Annotated in this window: 15 protein-coding genes; 7 read left to right on the top strand and 8 right to left on the bottom strand. The window is 49.7% G+C overall.

Features of this window, described 5'->3' with window-relative positions; translation table 11 throughout:
- Positions 1 to 351: 351 nt before the first annotated feature.
- Positions 352 to 1,119, top strand: coding sequence for a DUF1997 domain-containing protein (locus H6F86_RS03755; protein ID WP_190446768.1), 768 nt, complete (start codon positions 352 to 354; stop codon positions 1,117 to 1,119).
- 38 nt (positions 1,120 to 1,157) lie between these two features.
- Here H6F86_RS03755 and H6F86_RS03750 read toward each other — a convergent pair whose 3' ends face one another.
- The 7 genes from H6F86_RS03750 to H6F86_RS03720 form a co-directional block, all read right to left on the bottom strand.
- Entirely contained in the window at positions 1,158 to 2,060 is a 903-nt protein-coding gene (locus H6F86_RS03750) for a sugar ABC transporter permease (protein ID WP_199322126.1), read from the bottom strand.
- 30 nt (positions 2,061 to 2,090) lie between these two features.
- Positions 2,091 to 2,279 carry a hypothetical protein gene (locus H6F86_RS03745; RefSeq protein WP_190446767.1) on the bottom strand — a complete coding sequence of 63 codons (189 nt, stop codon included), beginning with the start codon at positions 2,277 to 2,279 and terminating at the stop codon, positions 2,091 to 2,093.
- Positions 2,279 to 2,971: an isochorismatase family cysteine hydrolase gene (locus tag H6F86_RS03740; RefSeq protein ID WP_190446766.1), complete on the bottom strand. Its 693-nt coding sequence runs from the start codon at positions 2,969 to 2,971 to the stop codon at positions 2,279 to 2,281. Before H6F86_RS03740 ends, H6F86_RS03745 begins: the two co-directional genes overlap by 1 nt.
- A gap of 145 nt (positions 2,972 to 3,116) precedes the next feature.
- Positions 3,117 to 4,682 carry an ABC transporter ATP-binding protein gene (locus tag H6F86_RS03735; RefSeq protein ID WP_190446765.1) on the bottom strand — a complete coding sequence of 522 codons (1,566 nt, stop codon included), beginning with the start codon at positions 4,680 to 4,682 and terminating at the stop codon, positions 3,117 to 3,119.
- An 86-nt stretch (positions 4,683 to 4,768) separates the two neighbouring features.
- Entirely contained in the window at positions 4,769 to 5,719 is a 951-nt protein-coding gene (locus H6F86_RS03730; protein ID WP_190446764.1) for an ABC transporter permease, read from the bottom strand.
- A 95-nt stretch (positions 5,720 to 5,814) separates the two neighbouring features.
- A complete protein-coding gene (locus tag H6F86_RS03725; RefSeq protein WP_190446763.1) occupies positions 5,815 to 6,957 on the bottom strand; it encodes an ABC transporter permease in 1,143 nt (380 codons plus the stop codon).
- A gap of 3 nt (positions 6,958 to 6,960) precedes the next feature.
- Positions 6,961 to 8,154 carry a BMP family ABC transporter substrate-binding protein gene (locus H6F86_RS03720; RefSeq protein WP_347240079.1) on the bottom strand — a complete coding sequence of 398 codons (1,194 nt, stop codon included), beginning with the start codon at positions 8,152 to 8,154 and terminating at the stop codon, positions 6,961 to 6,963.
- A gap of 511 nt (positions 8,155 to 8,665) precedes the next feature.
- Here H6F86_RS03720 and H6F86_RS03715 point away from each other — a divergent pair.
- The 3 genes from H6F86_RS03715 to H6F86_RS03705 all read left to right on the top strand — a co-directional run bounded on the left by H6F86_RS03715 (position 8,666) and on the right by H6F86_RS03705 (position 16,416).
- Complete coding sequence (locus H6F86_RS03715) at positions 8,666 to 12,955, top strand: NB-ARC domain-containing protein (protein ID WP_190446762.1); 4,290 nt, start codon at positions 8,666 to 8,668, stop codon at positions 12,953 to 12,955.
- 66 nt (positions 12,956 to 13,021) lie between these two features.
- Positions 13,022 to 13,966, top strand: a complete 945-nt coding sequence (locus tag H6F86_RS03710; protein ID WP_242033347.1) for a peptidoglycan recognition family protein — start codon at positions 13,022 to 13,024, stop codon at positions 13,964 to 13,966.
- 482 nt (positions 13,967 to 14,448) lie between these two features.
- On the top strand, positions 14,449 to 16,416 hold the full coding sequence (locus H6F86_RS03705) for a methyl-accepting chemotaxis protein (RefSeq protein WP_190446761.1): 1,968 nt from the start codon (positions 14,449 to 14,451) through the stop codon (positions 16,414 to 16,416).
- Between the two features lie 23 nt (positions 16,417 to 16,439).
- On the opposite strand, the gene H6F86_RS03700 is transcribed toward H6F86_RS03705, so the two are convergent.
- Positions 16,440 to 18,260, bottom strand: coding sequence for a ShlB/FhaC/HecB family hemolysin secretion/activation protein (locus H6F86_RS03700; protein ID WP_190446760.1), 1,821 nt, complete (start codon positions 18,258 to 18,260; stop codon positions 16,440 to 16,442).
- Positions 18,261 to 18,478: 218 nt separating this feature from the next.
- On the opposite strand from H6F86_RS03700, the gene H6F86_RS03695 reads away from it, so the two are divergent.
- The 3 genes from H6F86_RS03695 (at position 18,479) to H6F86_RS03685 (ending at position 22,103) form a co-directional block, all read left to right on the top strand.
- Positions 18,479 to 19,219: a DUF928 domain-containing protein gene (locus tag H6F86_RS03695; RefSeq protein ID WP_190446759.1), complete on the top strand. Its 741-nt coding sequence runs from the start codon at positions 18,479 to 18,481 to the stop codon at positions 19,217 to 19,219.
- A gap of 69 nt (positions 19,220 to 19,288) precedes the next feature.
- Positions 19,289 to 20,902 (top strand): hypothetical protein, encoded by a 1,614-nt coding sequence (locus H6F86_RS03690; protein WP_190446758.1) that lies wholly within the window; start codon positions 19,289 to 19,291, stop codon positions 20,900 to 20,902.
- Positions 20,903 to 21,206: 304 nt separating this feature from the next.
- Positions 21,207 to 22,103: a leucine-rich repeat domain-containing protein gene (locus H6F86_RS03685; protein WP_190446757.1), complete on the top strand. Its 897-nt coding sequence runs from the start codon at positions 21,207 to 21,209 to the stop codon at positions 22,101 to 22,103.
- Positions 22,104 to 22,196: the final 93 nt, after the last annotated feature.

Raw genomic sequence — 22,196 nt, 5'->3', positions numbered from 1 at the left:
CGCTTTGCATCAGGCTCCATACAAGAGTTATCGATCGCTCTATGCCGATAAAGCTAGCGTACAAAGAGACTCATTACCGTAAACTGATGGCAGGCTGTCTCTATAGTAGTGCTATGTTAAAGAATGTGAAGCGTTTTTGCCCCTCTGGTACATGGCGTAATAGCTGTATTGGTTAGCCAGAGCCGTTATTAATCGTCGAGCGTAGCTTTCACTTCTACAAGGGTCTACTTTATACACTGATTGATATTCGATAAACTTTTTGAGAAATCCGTAAAACCTCGGTGAGAGCGTGAGGGCTAAAGGGGCAGTATAGACCCAAGGCATACAGCAATCAACGTCGAGCCGATTATCATGCAGTCACACTCTACTGGATTCTCATCCGCTAAGATCTCTGATGGCTCACTCCACACTACATCGGTCATCCCAGAGACGCATTACCAGATGACAGAGGACTCTACTCAACATCTCACTGAACCGACCCAGTTTCGCACCCATTTTGTGGATTGCATGGAGATGCCCGCCGAAATGCAAACGGTAACTGAGTATTTTGATGCTCATTCCGATTGGTTTCGTAACTGTGCTCAACCAATGGTTGCAGAACCACTAGGTGATAATGGCTATGCCCTGGTGATTGGTCGTTTTGGTTCACATGGTTATCAGGTGGAGCCAAAAATCGGACTGCACTTGCTGCCTGAAGATCATCGAGTCTACCGGATTGAAACCATTCCTATTCCTGGCTATGTCACCCCGGGCTATGACGTTGATTTTCAAGCAGCGATGAAACTGATCGAAGCAGGGGCAGATGCGTCTTCTCCTACAAGCGATCGCACTAGCAAACTTTCTACCCCAGTGACGCGCGTTGAATGGCAGTTAGATCTAACCGTGTCGATTCAGTTTCCACGGTTTATTCAGGCATTGCCCAAGTCGTTGGTTCAAAGTACCGGCGATCGCTTACTCCGCCAAATCGTGCGTCAGGTGTCCAATCGTCTCACTCGCAAGGTGCTAGAAGACTTTCACAAAACGCATGGGTTACCCGCTCCCAAACTTGCCAAGCGGTGGTTTTTCCAAAAGTCGGATGACTGCCTGGAAGACCCGTCGGGCGATGAGCATTCGGTTTAGATCGGGTGTAGCCGTCTGCTAGTTTAGTGTTGATCAATTTAGCGATCGCTTACAGTTAGCCGCTCTACGCCGAGTCGCAACACTGACAAACCCAGGATGATCAAGAACATCACTAAACCGATTGTGCAGGCGTAACTCATTTCCAGGCTCTGAAACGCTTGCTCATAGACGTAATACACGATCGTCTTAGAACTGTTGCGCGGACCACCCTGCGTCATGATGTAGACTTCTTCAAAGACTTTAGTGGCAGAAATAGCAGAAATGACCGCCACCAGTAATAGGTATGGCTGCATCAACGGGACGGTAATGTCCCAATGTTTTTTGATGCCATCGGAACCGTCGATCGCCGCCGCCTCATACAAATCTTCAGGGATTGCCTGCAAGCCCGCTAGGTAAATCACCATGTAGTAGCCCAAGCCTTTCCAAATAGTTACAACCATCACGCTGAAGATTGCCCATTTGGGGCTAGTAAGCCAGGGAATGCCTGCTGAGAGACCCAGTAGCTTTAGTAGTTGATTGAGCAAGCCGTTGTCAGCATAGAGCCATTTCCAGGCGATACCCGCTACAACCATTGAAATCACGACGGGGGTATAATATGCCACCCGAAACCAGCGGATGCCGCGTAGCTTTTGGTTCACTAAAATTGCCAAGCCCAACGGTAGCATCACCAGAATGGGAACTACGCCCACCAGATACAGCACCGTGTTGTGAAAAGTCTCCCAAAAGACGCGATCGCCCCACAGACGACGAAAATTCTTCAGCCCAATCCATAGAGGTGGCTGCGTCAAATCAAAGTCGTAGCGCGTAAAACTAAGGTAGAACGCCTGTAGCGCTGGATAAAACACGGTCAGGCTGAGAACCACCAGAGCAGGCAGCAAAAAAAGGTAAGGCGTGAGCCGCTGTAACAGTAGGCTCCGATCCTTCAGCATCCATTTGGGCATTGCGGCGTGAGTGGCAAACGATAAGCAGGTCTAGCTCATCATAAGGGGAATGGGGAGTGGGGAGTAGGGAGTGGGGAAAGGCAAAAGGTAAAAGGCAAAAATAGGGAAGTTTTGAAATTTGAGTTGATGCTGTACTGCTTCCCCTGCTTCCTTTGCTTCCCCTGCCGCCCTTGCTTCCCCTGCCGCCCTTGCTACTGGCTTCTGCTTCCTTTTCCGCACTAAACCAATGCCTCCAGAGGCTTCCAGGCTTCTAAACCTTTGAGAACGTCAGCAGCAGTAGCTGTCCAACCGACGATGCCGCCTTGAGCGCGCACCATTTCTAGCGTGGCTTGCTTAAATTCAGGGAAGTAGCTTTCGGTGCAGTCTTCGACCATAAGGCACTCGTAGCCGCGATCGTTGGCTTCGCGCATGGTTGTTTGTACACACACTTCTGTCGTCACGCCTGTGATGAATAGATGGGTAATGCCTTGCGCTTTCAGCATGGACTCCAGATCAGTGGCGTAGAAAGCCCCTTTCCCCGGCTTGTAGATGACTGTTTCGTTGGGCAGTGGAGCGAGTTCGGGAATAATGCCATTACCAGGTTCGCCTTTGACTAAAATGCGCCCCATCGGTCCTTTGCTGCCGATCGTTAGCTCACCTTTACCACGCTTGATTTTGGATGGCGGACAGTCAGAAAGATCAGATTGATGACATTCGATTGTGTGAAAAATCGGTAGTTCTAAGGCACGAAACCCTTCAATCAATTGTTTAAGCGTGGGGACGATTGTCCGTAGCAAGCTAACATCGTTTCCTAAAATATCGCCAAAACCACCTAGTTCCATAAAGTCTCGTTGCATATCAATGACAATGAGCGCAACATTTCCAGAAGCAGGCAATTCGTAATCGTAAGGTTGGGCAGAAATTGTAACCATAGTTGTTAGTTCTTGGTTGTTAGTTGTTGGGCAACAATCTGCGATCGACATCCGTTGACTTTAAGTTCTTAGTTCTTCTAACAACTAAAAGCCAACAATTAACAATTTTTTCAGCTAATTGCTGACAGCTAAACGCTGAATGCTTCTAGTGCCCTGCCATACTTTGACCGATCGACGCAAAATCAGCATCCTCGATCTTACTTTCATAGGCAAAGGTGCCGCCGCTGATGACAAAAATGCGATCGGAGAGCTTCAGCAATTCATCCAAATCTTCACTCACTAGCAACACAGCAACACCTCGATTACGGGCTTCGAGAATTTGTCCGTGAATGTAGTCCACCATGGCAAAGTCCAGACCAAAGCAGGGGTTAGCGGCAATGAGTAACTTGATGTGATCTTCGGACAGTTCGCGTGCCAGGACAGTTCTTTGAACGTTACCACCAGAAAGGTTGCCGACAGGCGTATCTGGCGAAGGTGTTTTGATTTTGAAGGAACCGATTAAGCCCACCGCCATCTCGCGGATTTTTTTAAAGATAAGCAGGATGCCTTTTGCCTGGGGTGGGCGATCGAAGGTACGCAGCGCCAGGTTCTCAGCCACGCTCATATGGGCTACACAGGCATTACGGAGAGGTTCTTCCGGCAAAACAAACACGCGATTCTTGAACATTTCAGCGCGAGTCATCTTGTAGATTTTGCCATCGACCAGCACTTCACCAGCAGTCGCCGGACGCTGACCTGCCAGCACCTCTACGAGTTCGCGCTGACCGTTACCAGAAATCCCTGCGATCCCCACTACTTCACCACTGTGGACGGTCAAATTCACGCCACCAACAGCTTCTAAACCATTGTCTTTGTTTGCATGAAGATTTTTGATCTGAAGTACCACAGCAGGATCACTATGAATGGTTTTCTCAACCTTTTGTGGTTCTCGTTTTTCACCCATCATCATCTCCGCCATTTCAGAGACGGTCATGTCTTTTACTCTGCCATTACCTGCAAATTTGCCCTTGCGAAGCACTGTAATTTCATCTGCAAACGCAGTGACTTCGCGGAATTTGTGGCTGATCATTAAAACGCTCAATTTGCCGTCCGTCACCTGTTCTCGAATCAAACCCAGCACTTCATCGGCTTCGGCAGGCGTAAGGACAGACGTTGGTTCGTCCAGAATGAGAATCTTGCTTTGAAGATACAGTTGCTTAAGGATTTCGAGTTTCTGCTTCTGCCCTGCTGCAAGCTGAGCGATCGTCATTTCAAGGGGCACTTTGAAGGGTGCAGTTTCCATAAACGCGGTCAGCGCTTCAAACTCTTTCTTCCAGTTAATGATGTTGGTGTGGTCAAAACGAGATAAGACCAGGTTCTCAGCCACCGTCATAGCAGGAACGGACGTAAAGTGCTGATACACCATGCCAATGCCATAAGTATGAGCATCACGCGGGCTACTGATTGTCCGCGCTTGACCATCAATCCGCACTTCACCCGTGGTTGGAGTGTAGAAGCCCATAATGCACTTAACGAGCGTACTTTTGCCGGCACCGTTTTCTCCCAGCAGCGCATGAAAGGTTCCAGGCTTCAACTTCATCGAAACAGCTTCCAACGCTGTGAACGAGCCGAACCGTTTGGTCATACTGACTACTTCCAGGTCAGGCGGACTCATTAGGGCATGGGCGTTGTTCGTTGAAGTACGGGTCAAAGGGTCTGCAACTTCTGTCATGCTGCCTCCTGGAGATGTAAGCTTGCTGATGCTGGATGGATGATGAATAACTTAGTGGGGCACGATCGCCTTAAGTACTAATCGCCTTAGCCATTAATAGTGCCCAGAGCGCCTGGTGCCCCAGACAGCGTCTTCTTAGGGGAGCAGGTGATGATCATAATCAGCAACGTCAAAACATACGGTGCTGCGTTAAACAGGTAACGTCCTTGCTCAATACCGACTGATTGCAATGCGGGACCCACCGCTTGAGCACCGCCAAAAAAGAGAGATGCCCAGAGGCACTGAATGGGGTTCCAGCGGGCAAAGATCACGAGTGCCACTGCCATCAACCCCTGACCGCTAGAAATACTTTCAGACCACAAACCCGGATAGTAAAGGGAGAGCGATGCACCCCCAATACCGGCGAGAAAGCTGCCCGCTACAATGCAGAGCATCCGCACCTTAGAAATGGACATTCCCATCGCCAGCGCTGCATCGGGACTATCGCCAACCGCACGAATGAACAGCCCCCAGCGCGTAGACTTGAAAAACCAAAACATGAGGGGAGCGATCGCCACACCCAGGACAAACAGCGGGCTGATTTTGAGAGCAGACTGCACGGCGGGAATATTACTCCAGTTACCGAGGTCGATCGTGGGCAGCGGTGGGGCTTTGGGCTGAATAAACGGCTTGCCTAAAAAGAACGCAATCCCACTGCCAAAAATAATCATGGCGATACCAACTGCGATGTCATTTACCTTTGGCTGTTGCGATAGCCAGGCATGAATGAAGCCCAGCCCCATACCAGCAAGACCTGCCACTAAAACGCCAATCCAGGGAGACAGCGCAGCACCCACCTTATCTTCTAGCAGGTAGGAGACAGCATAGGCGCTCATTGCTCCTGTCAGCAGTGTTCCTTCCAGTCCCAGGTTGATCTTGCCGCTCTTTTCAGTCAGACACTCGCCCAGACTCACAAACAGGAAGGGGGCACTACCCCGCAGCGTACCTGCAAAAACCCCCAGTACTACACCCCATGCGCCTAATGCTTCCGTTGCCATGACAGTACTCCGAACAAGGTTGATGAAATGAGAAAAGGATGAAGGCTAAAGTATGAAGGCTAAAATTTTTAGCTTTTAGCTTTCATCCTTTGCTCCTAAAGCGTTGCCGCTGTTGCCGTCGCGGGTGGCGTGCCTTTTAACTCTGGCTCTTTGAAAAGCTTCAGCCGTCCGTAGAGCGACTCGCTGTAAAGAACGATGATGAACACGATGCCTTGAAAGACCAAAACGGTGGCATCGGGCATGTTGAACGATCGCTGGAGTGCGCCGCCGCTAGCGATGATGCCACCTAACAAAACCGCGACCAGACCAGCCGCCAGGGGATTGTAACGGGAAACAAAGGCAACCAGAATGCCTGCATAGCCGTAGCCTGCGACGATCGAGGCATTTGCCTGACCCTGAACGGCTGCAACCTCAACCATGCCAGCCAAGCCCGCGCAGGAGCCTGCCAGAAAGCAGATGATAATGGTGAGCTTGCCAACAGGTAGCCCAGCAATACGAGCGGCTTTGACGTTGCCACCGGCAGTACGGGCAGCAAACCCAAAGGTTGTGTGTTGTATCAAGAAGTAGGCGATCGCGCACGCAATGATGCCGTAAATCAAGCCGTAGTGAATCCGAGTTGAGAAAATATTCCCAATCTGGTAAAGCTCTGGAATGGGAAAGCTAGAGGGCTTGTTCAGCGATGCCGGGTCTTTCATCGGACCCTCGACTAGGTGGTTGAGCAGGGCGATCGCGATGTAATTCATCAACAGGCTGCTGATGGTTTCGTTGACGGCTCGGTAGTGGCGCAACGCACCGACGATCGCAATCCATATGCCACCAAAGAGAATGCCACCTAGTGCCATCCCAAGCTGCACCACAAGCGGCGGCAAGCCCAGAAGGTTCTGCACCTGATCGGGTGACGGCAGCACAGTACCGTAGGACAACAAAAGCCCGAAGATGGCAGCGCCAATCCCACCCATCACTAAGGCACCCTCGTTGCCGATCACCATCAGCCCTAGACGAGCAGGCAAAGCCGTACAAAGGGCAGTCAGCATCAATGGTGCAGCGCGTAACAATGTGCCCTGAAAAGAACGCCAGTTGCCAAACGCTGACTTGTAAATTGCGCCATAAACGAGAAAAGGATTTTTGCCACAGATGGCACAAAAGACCCCAAACAGAACCAGTGCCACTACCAACGCACCCACGGGGATGCAAATCGACTCAGCGGTCGATCGCCAATTAGAACGACTCAGTGCCATCAGTTAACTTACCTTCCCAATAACACCTTCAGCCAACCAATTGATTTCAGTCGGTGCCACATCCGTGACTTTGTAAGAGGTGCCTGCTGGAATCTTCACTGCACCCGTGTTGTCCTTGATCGAGCCTTTGTAGACTGCGAGGGATTCATCGACAATCTTCGCTTTCGTCGCGTCAACATCCGTTTTGATGGCGGCTGACACGGCTGGACCAAACGTTGCCAGACTAATGAAATCTTCCTTCAAACCACCAATAACCTGATGCGGAATGCCGCCATTCATCAAAGTTTTGCCTGCTTTGAGCAACTCAACATATTGCTTATGGATTGTTGCCCAGTTGTACATCGTGCCAGTCAGATAGCCCTTAGGAGCCAGCGCTGATTGATCAGAGTGGAGACCGGTCGAAAAAATGCCGCGTTTCTCAGCCGTTTCGATGACTACTTTAGGGCTGTCTACGTGTACGCCGACAACATCCACACCCTGGTCTGCTAGAGAGTTAGTGGCTTCTGCTTCTTTCACTGGCAGTGACCAATCGCCTGTAAAGATCACTTGCAACTTGAGATCGGGCTTGATGCTGCGGGCACCCAGGATAAAGCTGTTAATGTTCCGCAAAACCGGATTGATGGGTTTCGCGCCAACGAAACCCAGTTTGCCTGTCTTAGTCGCTTGGGCAGCGATGCGTCCAGCGAGGTATTGCCCCTCGTCGAGCAACGCAAAATAGCTGCCAACGTTGTTTGGCAAACCTTCTTTCCAGAGCGTACCAGAGTGGAGAAACTGCACTTCTGGATAGTCTTTAGCGACAGCTAAGACATGGGGATCGAAATAGCCAAACGAGGTAGGAACAACGACGGTTGCTCCATTCTGGTCAATCATGTTCCGCATGACTTCCTGAACTTCTTTGGTTTCAGGTACGCTTTCCTGCTCCACAATTTTGATGCCAGGGATGCTGGCGATCGCAGCGGCACCCTTTGCCTGCGCCTGATTCCAGCCGTAGTCATCTTTAGGCGCGTTGTAGATAAAGCCAATCACGATCGGCTTGTCGGCAACGGGGCTGGCTGTACCACCGCTACTTGCTTGCGTTTGAGGCGTTTCGGAGGAGCATCCAGTCCATAACTTAGATGTAGCACCAAAGGCAGCAGTTGCCATCAAACCCCGAATCACCTGGCGACGGGGAACATATAAAGGTCTTTTCGTGGTCACGTTCTGAATTCTCCTGAGAAACAGTGGTGGTGGGGGCTATGAAGGCGCAACAAACAAAGTTTAGTGAAGGGGCGATCAGGAAGGCTGTAGCAGCAATTAATCAGCTAATAGTAGTGAAGTTGTTTGTCAGCCTATGAGAAAAAAAAACCTCGATATGTGCCAGATTTTACAGTTAGCGGTTCCAGCAGGGTTCGTTAAAGGTGTGTATAAAGTGAGAAGAATGTCATTAGTATGACAAAGCGGAGAGCCGGAAGCTCATAGGATGTGGAAGCGAAAAGCAACGACACTAGAGATTTAAGTGGTCTTTCGGTTTAGTCTGCCAGCACTTTAACAGCCAGAACGACTGCTGGGACCACCTGTAACAAACAGTTGAGAAACCAGCTCAGAACCGTTTTTGAACCACGATCGCTTTCTTTGCAATTGCACTGACGCACCTGCTAACAGCTCAAGAGTTGTTTACCAAACGGTAAGACATTGAAAAATTGTTTGTTTTGGGGGCGTTTGTTCAGCTATGACTGCTGATGAAGCACTCAGACTTGTCGAAGACATTTTAAGCGACGAAGGTTTGAGCCGCTTGCAGGCGATCGTGCTTCGACAAACGTGGGACGAGCTGTCGTATCAAGAGATTGCCAAAGATGCAGGCTACGAAGTTGGCTATATTAAACAAACTGGCTCCCACCTCTGGCGATCGCTCTCAAACGCGTTAGGAGAGAAGGTTAGCAAGAGTAATCTTCACGTCACTTTAAAACGATATGTGGGGCAGGAGGCAGGAGGCAGAAGGCAAAAGGCAGAAGGCATCGGTCAGTCTTTAGCGGTCAGCGGTCAGCGGTCAGCGGTTAGCATCAACTCAGAACGCTCTAGCGCAGCGGCGCAAAGCGCGACTCAAAACTCAGAACTCTTCCCACTCTCTACTCCCCACTCCCCACTTCCTCACACTGACTGGGGCGAAGCCAGCGATGTCTCGGTTTTTTATGGGCGATCGACTGAGCTGACGACGCTAGAACGGTGGGTAATGACTGATCGATGCCGTCTAATTGGCTTGTTTGGGATGGGCGGTATCGGCAAAACGTCCTTGTCTGTACGGTTGGCAACGCAAATTCAGGATGAGTTTGAGTATGTGATTTGGCGATCGCTCCGCAATGCCCCACCTATTCGCAGTTTGCTTAACGATCTCCTTCAGCTTGTTGCCAATCAAGCAGTGCAAGCCCTCTTGACGGACACCGAAACGCTAGATCAGCAGATCTTGCGGCTCTTGCAGTCTTTAAGGGTGCATCGCTGCCTATTGGTTTTGGATAATGCCGAAACGGTCATGCAAGCGGGCGATCGCGAGGGTGGCTATCAGCCAGGGTACGAAGGCTATGGTCAGCTTTTGCGCTGCGTTGGCGAAACCCCACATCAAAGCTGTCTGCTAATTACTAGCCGCGAAAAACCGAAGGGGTTTGCTCCTAGAGAAGGTGATAGCTTGCCAGTGCGATCGCTTCAGCTTTCTGGTTTACCCCCCGCCATTGGACGCGAACTTTTAAGCGTCAAAGGTACATTTTCTGGTTCTGCGGTCGAATGGCAAACGCTGGTCAACCACTATGCAGGTAATCCCTTAGCGCTGAAAATTGTAGCAACGGCGATCGCCGATTTTTTTGATGGCAATCTCACGCAGTTTCTAGATTTTTCTCAGCAAGGCAGCTCTGTGTTTGGCGATATTCGAGACTTGCTAGCACGCCAAATCGGTCGCCTGTCAGACCTCGAGCAGCAGGTCATGCTCTGGCTCACCATCAACCGTGAACCCGTGCTTTTTGCCGAACTCCAGTCAGACTGCTTGTCCCTTAGTTCTCCTTCTCACCTGCTTGATACCCTCACTGCGCTAGAACGCCGCTCTTTAATTGAGAAAAACGGTAATCGCTTCACACTGCAACCAGTCGTGATGGAGTATATGACTGAGCGACTGATCGAGGGCGTGTATGAGGAGATTAAAGGGATAGAAACTGGGTCCTGGGGAGTTGAAGTGATTGGCTCCATCGGTGAAGTAGGCGCTAATCACCTTAGAGAAAGAGAGACAGGAACCGAAAATCAACTCAAACATCCCTTCGGCTCAAGCTCAGGTCGCAAGCAAAACTCAAAACTTCCCGCCACACCCTTACTCCGCTCTCATGCGTTGATCAAAGCACAGGCGAAAGATTACGTGCGTGAAACGCAGATACGCTTGCTGCTCAAGCCGATCGTCGATCGTTTCCTTACTACCAGCACTCGACTGGAGCTAGACCATTGCCTGATGCAGCTCATAGAGAAAATGCGAGGCAAACCACCCCAAACAATCGGCTATATCGGTGGCAATGTCATCAATCTGCTCTGCCAGCTCCAGACTGTGCAAAAGGATGGCGCTCAACCCGGCAAGACCTTGCGCGATCGTGACTTTTCCCATCTCACCCTCTGGCAAGCCTACCTGCAAAAAGTAAACCTGCATGGCACCAATTTTTCTTACTCTGATCTCAGTCAGTCTGTTTTTACCGAAACCTTCAGCCAAATTCTAGCGGTTGCCTTTAGCCCTGATGGCAAACTGCTGGCAGCGAGTGATATTAGCTATGAAGTCCATATCTGGCGAGTTGCAGATGGCAAAAAGCTCCTGACTTGTAAAGCTAAAGACGGATGGGCATGGTCGGTTGCTTTTAGTCCCGACAACTGTCTGCTTGCCAGTAGCGCTAACGGCACGATTCACCTGTGGGATCTGCAAACAGGCGAATGCGTGCAGACGCTTAAAGGTTACACCAGCCGCGTCTTTTCTCTAGCGTTTAGCCCCACTGGCACCCATCTTGCCAGCGGTAATGAAGATCCACAGATCCACATTTGGCACGTAGCCACTGGCACACTCACTGCTGTTCTCTCAGACCACACCGACGAAGTGCATTCCGTTGCCTTTAGCCCCGATGGTCGCCTACTTGCTAGCGGCAGCTACGATCGCACCATCAAATTATGGGATGTCTCAGCGTTGGGTAATCAATGGTCAGCGGTCAGCCATCAGCCATCAACGCTCAGTAGTCAGGGAAATCAAGACCCAGCAGAGCCTTTACCACGCAGTAATAATCCCCTCACCGTTGCGCCCCTTCACCCCTCGCTCTTTACCCTTACTGGACACACTGACTGGATCTGGTCGATCGCCTTCAGCCCAGATGGTCAAGTGTTGGCAAGCAGCAGCAGCGATCGCACCATCAAACTGTGGGATGTCCAAACACAACACTGCTACAAAACACTCGTTGGGCATGCAGCAGCCGTACGATCGCTTGCCTTTGCTGCCCCCACTAGTGATCGGGCGGGTACTTGGCTAGTTAGCGGGAGCGACGATCGCACCATCCGCTTATGGAACCATAGCGGCGATTGTCTGCGGGTCTTGCAAGGGCACACCAGTTGGATTTCTGCCGTCGCGTTTAGCCCTGATGGTTGCCTTCTAGCTAGTGGTAGCGAGGATCAGTCCGTGCGGCTTTGGGACAGCCAGACGAACCAATGCTTACGGTTGCTGCAAGGTTATAACAGCGGCGTTTGGTCGATCGCCTTCAGCCCCAATGGTCAAACCCTAGTCAGTGGTGGGCAAGATCGGCTGATTCGACTTTGGAATCTGGCAGGAATCAGGAGGCAGGGAGCAGAGGCGGCGGAGGGAGCAAGGGCGCAACCTACCCACTCGCCTCATACTCTCACCGGACATACCAGTTGGGTCTGGTCAGTTGCCTTTAGCCCAGATGGTCAAGCCATTGCTAGCGGCAGCGAAGATGGCACGGTGCGCTTGTGGGATGTTTCTCAGCTTGGCAGCCAACAAGTAACCAGGAAGAACTTGTCTCTTCACTCCCTTATCCCTTCACCGCCTTACTCCTCACCCCTTACCCTTACCGGACATACTCACGCGGTCTGGTCGGTTGCCTTTAGCGCTGATGGTCAAAGTGTCGCTAGCGGTAGCCTGGATGGTACGATTCGCCTCTGGTATCAACCGTTTGGCGCTTGTCATCACAGTTTAAAGGGACACGAGAGCGGAGTCTGCGCGGTTGCTTTTGCGCCTGCGTTCCCTGTAATGGCATCTAAAAAAGCTGCTGTGGCAAGGCACGATCGCCAACTTCTGGCTAGTGGCAGCCAAGACCAGACCATTCGCCTCTGGGCAGTAACAACTCAAGCGCCTGTGCTGGATGCAGTAACCGGATCAGCTAGCGTTGCCGTGCTGCCTCTCAACACACTGCATGGTCATACAGGTTGGATTCGCTGTATTGCGTTTAATGCCAATGGCACGCTGTTAGCAAGTGGTGATTCTAACGGCATCGTCATTGTGTGGGAAATCGCAACGGGCGATCGTCTGCAAACCTTTCAGGCACACTCGAATCTGGTGCTGGCTGTGACCTTTAGTCCGGACGATCGCGTACTTGCCAGTAGTGGTGGTGATGGCATCATCAAGTGCTGGGATCTTTCAGACATCAACCACCAGCCGCCAGCATTAACTCAAAATACTCCTCATGCCTCTCCCTGCACGCCTCTCCCCGCACCTCCCTTGCTCCAAACTTTCTACGGACATCAAAACTGGGTACGTTTTCTTGCTTACAGCCCTGCTGGTGTGCTGGCAAGCTGTAGTCAGGATGGCACAGTAAAACTATGGGATGAGCAAACGGCAACGTGTTTAGAAACATTGAGGGTGGAGAGACCGTATGAAAAGGCTGATATTACAGGGGCGACAGGGTTGACTGCCGCTCAGAAAGAGACGTTAAAGCTACTAGGAGCGATCGACCATGCTGCTGCACCAGAACCTCTTGGCAGCAATGCCCCATACCGTTAACCCGTTACCTGATCGCGGCATCACTGACTCCCTTCCTGACTCAATGACTGTCTACAACGAACGACAATGAAACGAAGACTTTTGCTGACGATCGCATTGATTGCATTGTGCCTGACGACCTTTATCCTGGCTGTTAACGATCGCCGCCAGTTGGCAACGGCTCAAGATGGTACGCCTACATCCACGTTGGCTCCAGCAGCATTGCGATCGGGGTACGCCTCCACTGCTTGCCTCATACAGCCGACAAAAGGAACGGCACGCGCACGGAGACAAGAAATGTTGCAGCGTCGGGCGCAACTGCTTGCCAGCGGCTCTTTCCCTCTGTCACGCTTTCGGCAAGAGTTTAACAGCGCATCTTTGGTGAACGATAAAGCAATGCCAGGAACTGATCCAGTCTCTAACGGCTATGCGCCCCGTGAGGAAATTGCCTTTGTTGATCCGACAAACTATGGCGATCGCTATCTCGCTGATGTCAATGGTAACCCTGCCACTCTAGAGCCGATCGTTGTTCTACACGAAACTGTTGGCTCTGCCAGCAGTGCCCTCAACCTTTTTCGGGCGTTCCATCCGAATGATAATGATCAGGTCAGCTATCACGCTTTAATCAAGCTGGATGGCACGGTTGTTTATCTGGTGCCACCCGACAAACGGGCATATGGCGCAGGTAATTCTGTTTTTATGGGTACGTCTGGGGCTGAAACGGTAAAAACCAATGCCAAGTTTCCTGGATCGGTCAATAATTTTGCTTACCATATCTCTCTCGAAACGCCCTATGACGGCAGCAATAACGGTTATTCTCACAGTGGTTATACGCTAGCCCAGTATCAAGCTCTTAGCTGGTTAGTTGCCAAAACAGGGGTTGCTGACGAGAGAATTACAACGCATAAAGCAGTCGATCGCTCACGATCGCGCATCGATCCCCGCAGCTTTAGCGATACCACCTTTTTCTCATTGCTGAACGCACAGCCTCGCAGGGCTGAAATTGCGATTCGTTGTACTCCTCCTGTATAGCTCCTTTAGCCCTTAGCCTTCTGCCCTCTGCCCTTAGCCTTCTGCCTTCTAAAACTAGTAGCTCAGGCTGAAATTAAACCCGTTATCCTGAGCATAGGCGTGAGCTGCAAATCCAGTTGAGCGATGAGCAGATTGCTATCGCCGAGCCGCTGCACCTGTTGATCTGCGCCAGCCAGCTTAAAAAGCGCCCAGCTGAAATCGGAGCATCTTCGGTCACGCTGAGAATGCCTATAACAAAAGGATGAAGGATAAGGGATGAATAGAAGCCTTTGCTCAAAGAAAGCTTCAAGGTTTACGTCTGTTCTGACGCTCTCTTCGACTGCTATAGCCCCAAACTAAATTGCGATCGTCATTGGGGTTTTTGGTTCTGTTGATTTTGACACAATCACATAGATGCTGCCTTATTTCAAAGTGTAAGTATTTGTTGGTTAGCGATAGGGGATGGGCAACTTAGTTCTATAGAACACCTGCACAACTAAAAAATGTTTGCTCCTCAACCACTATTCAAAGAAGAATTGCAGAATCAGAAACTACAAACCACTGTTAAAACGAAAAGCTCACTTGCTCGGCGCACACTTATTCAAATTGCGGTCTGTGTTACGACTGTCATTGTAGGTTCTACAGCTGTTAGCTACTTTCAAAGTGTTTCTACTCTTAAGTCTCAAACTTTAGAGCAACTTAAAGCTCAAGTGATCGAGCGAGGTCAACGAGAACAAAGCATTTTCTTAATGGCAGAAGATAACCACACTATCTTTAAGGACGAGTGGCTGCGACGACTGCAAAGTGTCGATCGCTCGAATTTAACCGCCCGTTTTGATCAATTATTTATGCGGTTTCCTGATGATGTCACCCGCAATCGACCAAACCTTTTTGATGGCAAACGGCAAGCTGGGGTATTTATTGACAAGTCAGTTTTAATCAATGATGATATTCGCCGCCGTGTCGTTACTTCCTACGATTTAATTAATGCTTACGGTCCTCCCTGGCATAACCGCTTTCCAGACCTTTATTTAAACATGCCGGAGAACATTGCTGTTATCTACTGGCCTGACTATCCAACTTGGGCACAGGATGCCCCGGCTGGGTTTGACTTATCAAAAGAGGAATATGTATGGGTAGGCGATGAGAAAAATAATCCAGACAGAAAAACAGTTTGGTCAGGCGCACAACTTGATGGCGTTGCTAAAATCTGGATTCTTTCTTGCGTGACTCCAATCTATGTCAACGACAAAATTATCGGTACGCTTGGGCAAGATGTGTTGCTAAGTGATTTGTTTAAGCGAACGATCGAGAAGCATGTTGAGGGAGGGTATAACCTGATCTTTCGCAAAGATGGTCGTTTGATTGCTCATCCGAAATTAATGAAGGAGATTCAGGAACGAAAGGGTGCTTTTAACATTTCGGAATCAGGCGATGCTCAGCTAAAACGTATCTTTGAATCAGTCAAAAATAAAGCGGCTGATCAAGTAATTATCGACAATCCACAAGAGAGTGACTATCTGGCTGTCACGACACTACAGGGCCCTGAGTGGTATTTTGTTACCGTTTTACCAAAGTCACTTTTAGCCGAAGAAGCACTCGCACTTGCTCGCTTTACCTTGCTTTTGGGCATTGGTTCTCTCTTAGTTGTTGTAGCGATCGTCTTTTGGGTTCTACGTCGGCGCATTTCAGATCCTTTAAAGGAAATCACGGCTGCAACCAATCGCGTTGCAACGGGAGATTTTCAGATCATGCTTGATGGCAGTAACCAAGATGAGTTAGGGCAGTTGGCTCAAGCCTTTAACACGATGGCACAAGAGGTAGCCGCTAGAACCGCAGAATTGCAGAGGACTTTAGAGCGACAGTCTATTTCAGTTAATCAAACGACTGCCACGATGGATGAGTTAGATGCCTCTGCTCGTCAAGCCGTTGCCCAAGCCGAAGCGTCTGCCACAGGAGCACGACAGGTTCTCATGTTGATTGACGGGGATGAGCAAGAACAGAATTCCAGAAATGCATCTAGCCTCAAAGCGAAGGTCGAACAAATCAGTAAGCAAATTTTGCATTTTGAAGAACAAACAACTCAGATCAATACGATTTCAAACTTGGTCAGCGACTTAGCAACTCAGACCAATATGTTGGCGCTTAATGCTGCTGTAGAAGCGGTGCGGGCAGGTGAAAACGGTAAAGGTTTTGCAGTTGTTGCTGCTGAGATTCGGAAACTAGCCGATAGAAGCCACAAAGCAGCCGAGCAAATTAGTGAACTGGTCTTAGGTATTCAAAAAGCAACAAAGGCAACCGTTACTGTATCGGCTCAAGGTCACAAAACAGTCGAAGAAATTGTCGTCGCTGTACAAACAATTACCATCAATAGCCAACAAATTTCTTTTACGGCTAGGCAGCAGGCGATCGCAATTCAGCAAGTTGTCAGTGCGATGAATGCTCTGAAACAAGCTACCAGTGAACAATAGAATCAAGTCTCTCGGCTCAATGCCTAGAACTCGTAGCTAAGGCTGAAAGTAAACCCTTCATCCTGAGCATCGTTGCCGCGATCGCTGATATCTACAAACGGGATGGCATAGTTAAGCCGAAGATTCAAACGGGGTATTGGTTGCCAGAGTAGCCCCAGACCGATCGCTGCTAAAAACGTTTGCGAAGGTAGTGGGTTTGGGTTGCCTGCACGATTCCAGACGGCACCCATGTCAAAAAACGGTGCAAGCTGAATGGTCGGCAAACCTGCTTCGTCACGCAGCACGGTAATCCGGTCTTCGATCGAAAAACGAAAGCCATTGTCACCCGAACGGACATTTTGGCGATAGCCGCGTAGCGATTGCCCACCACCGATGACAAACTGTTGTGATGGCAGCAGGCTATTAGGCGTAAGCTGCAAATCCAGTTGAGCAATGAGCAAATTGCTATTGCCAAGCCGCTGCACCCGTTGCATCTGCGCCAGCCAGCTTAAAAAGCGCCCATCCGGAATCGGAGCATCGTTTTCGGTCGCGTTAAGAATGCCTAGCCCCAAACTGAACTGCGATCGCAATGCCCAGGCACCCTGCGGATCGCGCTTAACGTAATCTTGCCCAAACTTGAGGACGCGCGTTTTGCTATTGCCCTCTGCATCCGGACCCACCCCAAACGGGAAGCCCAAATCATTAAACAAAAACGTCTGCCCGTCCTGAAGCGCAAACCCTAACGAGAGCGCCAACTCTTCGCGTGGCGTACGGAGTAGCGGTTGACGGTAGCTCAATTCATACAGCGATGTCTCACCGCGAATATCTAGCGCTCGAAAGGCAGGATCAACAATGCGGTTTTTGCTGGGCGCAATGCGTAGCTGCACCGTGCCATTCATGGCATTGACGGGCACGCTGTAGTTGAAATCAAAGGCATCTGATCCGCCGCGAGTGGTGCCAAAGTACGAGGCAGATAGCTGGTCACCAATACCTGTCAAATTGCGATAGCTGATGGCTCCACCCAGACGCACCGCACCGACACTAGGTGGTGAGAAATTGTCGGTTTGCAACAGCCCGTCGATCGCCTTTGCCTCTGTCACCCGCACAATCAGGATGCTCTGCCCCAACTGAGTGCCCGCTCGTAGACTAGCCTCCACATTGGTAAACAAGGGATCGGCTTTTAGTAAACGAAGCTGGTCTTCCAACTTGTCGCGGCTAAGAGGCGGATTTGTGCCAAGCTGAATCCGGTTCCGCACATAGGACTGGCTTAACCGCTGTGTTCCTTCAACCTCAATGCGTTCGAGCGACCCTTCTACTACTTGAATCTGCACAACGCCATCTGTGATGGTCTGGTCAGTCAGAATTGCCCGTGACGTAATGTAACCACGATCGAGGTAAAGCTGGGTAATAGCATCAGCTACCTGTCTAAGTTGCTCCAGGGTAACGGTTTGCCCTTCCAGCGGTTGCGTAAGCGGGCTAAGTTCCGTTGCGCCAAGAATCGTGCTGCCAGTGACCTTAATGCTAGTGACAGTGATAGTTGGCGCTTGTGGGTTAGGGGATGGTTCTGGCGATGGAGTCGGTGTAGGCGTAGGCGGCAAAACAGGCTGGCTTGGCTCTGGTGCTGTTGGCGTGGGAGCGGGTTGAATCAGGCGATCGCGGTTTGGATCTGGCGCAAGCTGGCTTGGGTCAGGAAGTTGTGGCAGCGGAACCTGACTTGGGCTAGGTACCTGTGCCACCAGTGTTTCAGGGTTTACTACTTCCCCGGGAATACCCTCTGGCGTGACAGCTAGCGCCTGTGGCAGAAAACAGAAAAGACTACCGGCGATCGCCACTCCACACTCAGAACCGAAAAGCCATCGTTGCATAGGTCACTCGTCTTTGAAAAAGCAGAATTTTAATGTCTAGAGAGAAACTCTTAACCGCACAAACTTAACCGATTCATCGAGCAATGATGCAAACTGACCGAAAATAATTGACAGACATCATTTGTTTTTGCTGCCCCATTTTACGAGGTTGGGCGCACAAGACAGGCTAAATTGGTACGACAAGCTTAATGTGACTGTATAGGAAAGGATGGTGAAGTATGCGTTCGGTTAATCGTTCTGCGATCGCGGCTCCCTGGGTAGGCGTACTACTAGGGCTAATGGTTTGCGGTCTGCCAGTAGTAGCAATGGCAGCAGAATTTCACCCACCTCAACGCGGCGTACCAGGGCGGCGAGAAGGTGGTGGCACCCGTAACCCGTTTGCCTGCATTCAGGGTAGCCCGTCACAACTGATTGCCCTGCAGCCAGCGACTAACCTGGGGCTGACAACTGCCGCATACCCCCGCTTTTTTTGGTTTATGCCCAAAAGCAAGGCAAAACTTGCTGAGTTTACCCTGTTTGAGGTGGATGAACGCGGTGAAGACCGCACGTCGCTCTACAAAACCACTTTCAGCATTGATGGTACGGCTGGAGTTGCCAGCCTGTCGCTGCCTAGTAATGCGACGCTCCCCCCGTTGGTTGTCGGTAAGGATTATCGTTGGTCTGTAAGCCTGGTATGTAGCGCCTCCGATCGCTCTAAGGATATCACCGTGGACGGTTGGGTACAGCGAGTTGCAGTCAAAACTGATTTGGCGAAGCAACTGGCAGCCGCAAAACCCAGCGATCGCGTCCGACTTTATGCCAGCAATGGCATCTGGTTGGATACGGTGACAACGTTGGCAGACCAGCGATGCACCAACCCTAAAGATGCTGCACTAACCAAGAGTTGGGCAGTGTTGTTGCAATCTGTCCAGCTAGGGACGATCGCCGATCAACCCTTGCTTCAACAGTGCCAGAAGTAGAAGCTTTGCCTTTTGGGTTAATGCTGCTCTTCACGTTCCAGCCCCGATCTTTCACCGGCTTACCTTCCCATGCTTTCCCCCCAGTTGCCGCCTGCACGTAAACCGTTGAAGCGCCGTCAGAATTTATGGTTCGAGCGGATGATGGCGATCGTCGCACTAGCAAATCTGGGGTTGGTATTCTTTGACCTCACCTATATTCCACTCCGCAACTTTTGGCTGCTAGGAAAAATTAAGCTACCGCTATTGCCGACGCTTACCTTACCGTTGCCGCCTGCGCCAGACATCTGCAAACCTCTGGGCGAAAAACCCGATCGGGCAACGCTCATTACGGCTTGCTACGATCGCACCAAAGGCATTGAGGCATACCGCGACACGCAGGCATATCTCGATACCGTCAACCAATTGAAACAGCAGCTTCAGCAAAACGGGTTGCAGTCTGCTGCGGTTACCCAAACGTTGAGAAGCCTGCGAGAGCAGAGCACACTCATGGTTTCCGAAAACTGGTTCACTGTTGCCGAAAAAAGCGGCACTCTGGAGAAGGTTAAAGACCGTCTGCGCGATCATATCTACGTGGAAAATGCCTCAGTTGCGGCTCGCGTAGTTGGCAATAATCTAGCCCAAAGGGCTACGTTTGAGGAGGGTGTGCAGCGCAAGACGAAGCGATCAACACAAACTGCTTTCAACATCTTTTGGAGTCCAGAGTATCTAGCTCAAGCAGGCGCGCAGCAAGAACTTGACTGGTTTGATACTCACATTCGTCATTTGATTCAAACCAACTATTACCGTTCGATTGAAGAAAACGGTGAGTTTACGAATCAATTCTGGCTGCTGGATGCACCGTTCGTCATTCTGTTTGCGATCGAATTTCTTGCCCGTACCTGGTATATCAGCCGTCAGTTTAAAAGCGTCAGTTGGCGTGATGCTATCTTCTGGCGTTGGTACGATGTCTTGCTGTTCTTTCCGTTTGGCATCTTGTTCTACTCTTGGGCATGGTTACGCATTATTCCCGTTGCTATTCGCCTCCATCAAGCGCGCCTCGTTGATTTGGAGCGGCTCAGAGAGCAAGCAACTCAGGGCTTTGTGGGCGGTATTGCCGAAGAGTTAACCGAGGTTGTCGTGGTGCAGGTACTCAGCCAAGTGCAGCAAGCAATTCGTCAGGGCGAAATTGTGCGCTGGCTGCTACAGCCCAAACCCAATCAAATCACCGTCAATAATGTCGATGAAATTGCTGAACTCATTTCCCTTTTCATCAAGCTGACGGTCTATCAAGTGTTGCCCAAAGTGCAGCCCGATGTCGAGGCACTACTGCGACATAACATTGAAGCCGTACTTAACCAAGCTCCTGCCTATCAAACGCTTAAAACAGTGCCGGGATTGAGTGAAGTGCCGACTCAATTGATTGATCGCCTTATTACCGAAGTGGTGCAAGCGACTTATAGCACTCTAACAACAGCACTGGAAGACCCGATCGGAGCCGAATTAACCAAACGCCTGGTACAAAACTTTGGGCAAACATTGGGTGATGAAGTGCAACAACAACACGTCACCGATGAATTGAAAAGCCTAGTCAATGATCTTCTCGAAGAATTGAAATTGAACTATGTGAAACGATCGGCAGAAGTTGATGTCGAAACCCTGCTTGAAGAAACCCGTCAACTTCATCAAAGCGCCAGAAAACGCTAACGTAAAAACCTGCGAGACTTGCCATACTTACCCGTTATATAAAGCCCTGAGTACTCATCAGTTCATCTTAAAGATTGATGATGCCAACTTAGCGATTGAAGAAAACTATAAACTTACTGAAGCAAATTTGGTAGCCATTCAAACCGCTCGTGTAAACATTAAGCTTAATAGCCGCTGATTGGTTCGCAGCAGTAATGATCACGCTTTGCATATAACTAGGATGTTTTTCTAATTGTGCTCCTGATCAAAATCAGGTATCGGCGGGAAATCTATAGAAGTTAATGCTTGTTAGAGGTTAAGCAAGATGGCTTTGAAGTTTGGCATTGCAGGAATTGCTTTGAGTCTGGCTCTGGTCGCTTGTAGGTCAGCCGTTGCAACAGCTTCACCCGCTCCTGATTTCAAGACGTTTACCAGTTGGTGCCTCAACCGAGAAAAGATATCACCTGCTGCAAAACATACCGTTGAAGTTTTGTTAGAACGAGTTCGCGAAACTGATTGCAAACAAGCGAATAATCAACTTGTCAAACAAGTAGGAATTAACCTCAGCGGCAAAAAACTCAGTGATCTTAGACCACTACAATCATTGATTAATCTAGAGATGCTCCATCTTGATAACAATGAGATTGACGATCTCAAGCCATTGCAGTCGTTAATAAACCTAAGTGATCTGAATCTTGACAACAATCAAATTATTAATGTTAGTCCTTTGAAAATGTTAACCAAATTAGAATTTCTCACCCTTAGAAGCAACCTGATTAGTGATATTAAGCCTTTGCAAACATTAATTCTTCTAAAAACTTTTAGCCTTCAGCAGAATCGAGTGAGCGATATTAGCCCGCTAAAATTCTTGACTAATTTAAGTATGCTTGATCTTAGCCAAAATCAAATTAGCGATCTTCGACCTTTACAACCATTAGTGAACTTGGGGCTACTTGCTCTTCAACAGAACAAAGTGAGGGATCTCACTCCACTCAAATCGTTACTTGAGTTAGGCATACTTAATCTTGGCTACAACCAAGTTAGCGATCTCCTTCCTTTACAATCACTACTAAAGTTAGGAATGCTTAATCTTGTGCAAAATCAGGTAAGTGATCTTCGTCCACTGCGATCGCTTCCCGACCTAGATTTTGTAGCTCTTCAAGGAAATCCGATCGCCAACAAAATCTGTCCACTACAATCGCCCACTATTTGCCAATTCTAGTAGCTACAGTTTTTCAGTCAAGCTTTTAATACATAGTCAGCTAACGTCTGCCTACAAGTCTATTTCTTCTTTTCTACATCTTTTCTTAAATAG

This window comes from Phormidium sp. FACHB-592, from assembly GCF_014695795.1.
In the GTDB taxonomy this organism is placed as follows: domain Bacteria; phylum Cyanobacteriota; class Cyanobacteriia; order Leptolyngbyales; family Leptolyngbyaceae; genus Stenomitos.
The sequence above is the reverse complement of the archived record's forward strand: the minus strand, read 5'-3'. Positions and strand labels throughout refer to the sequence as shown.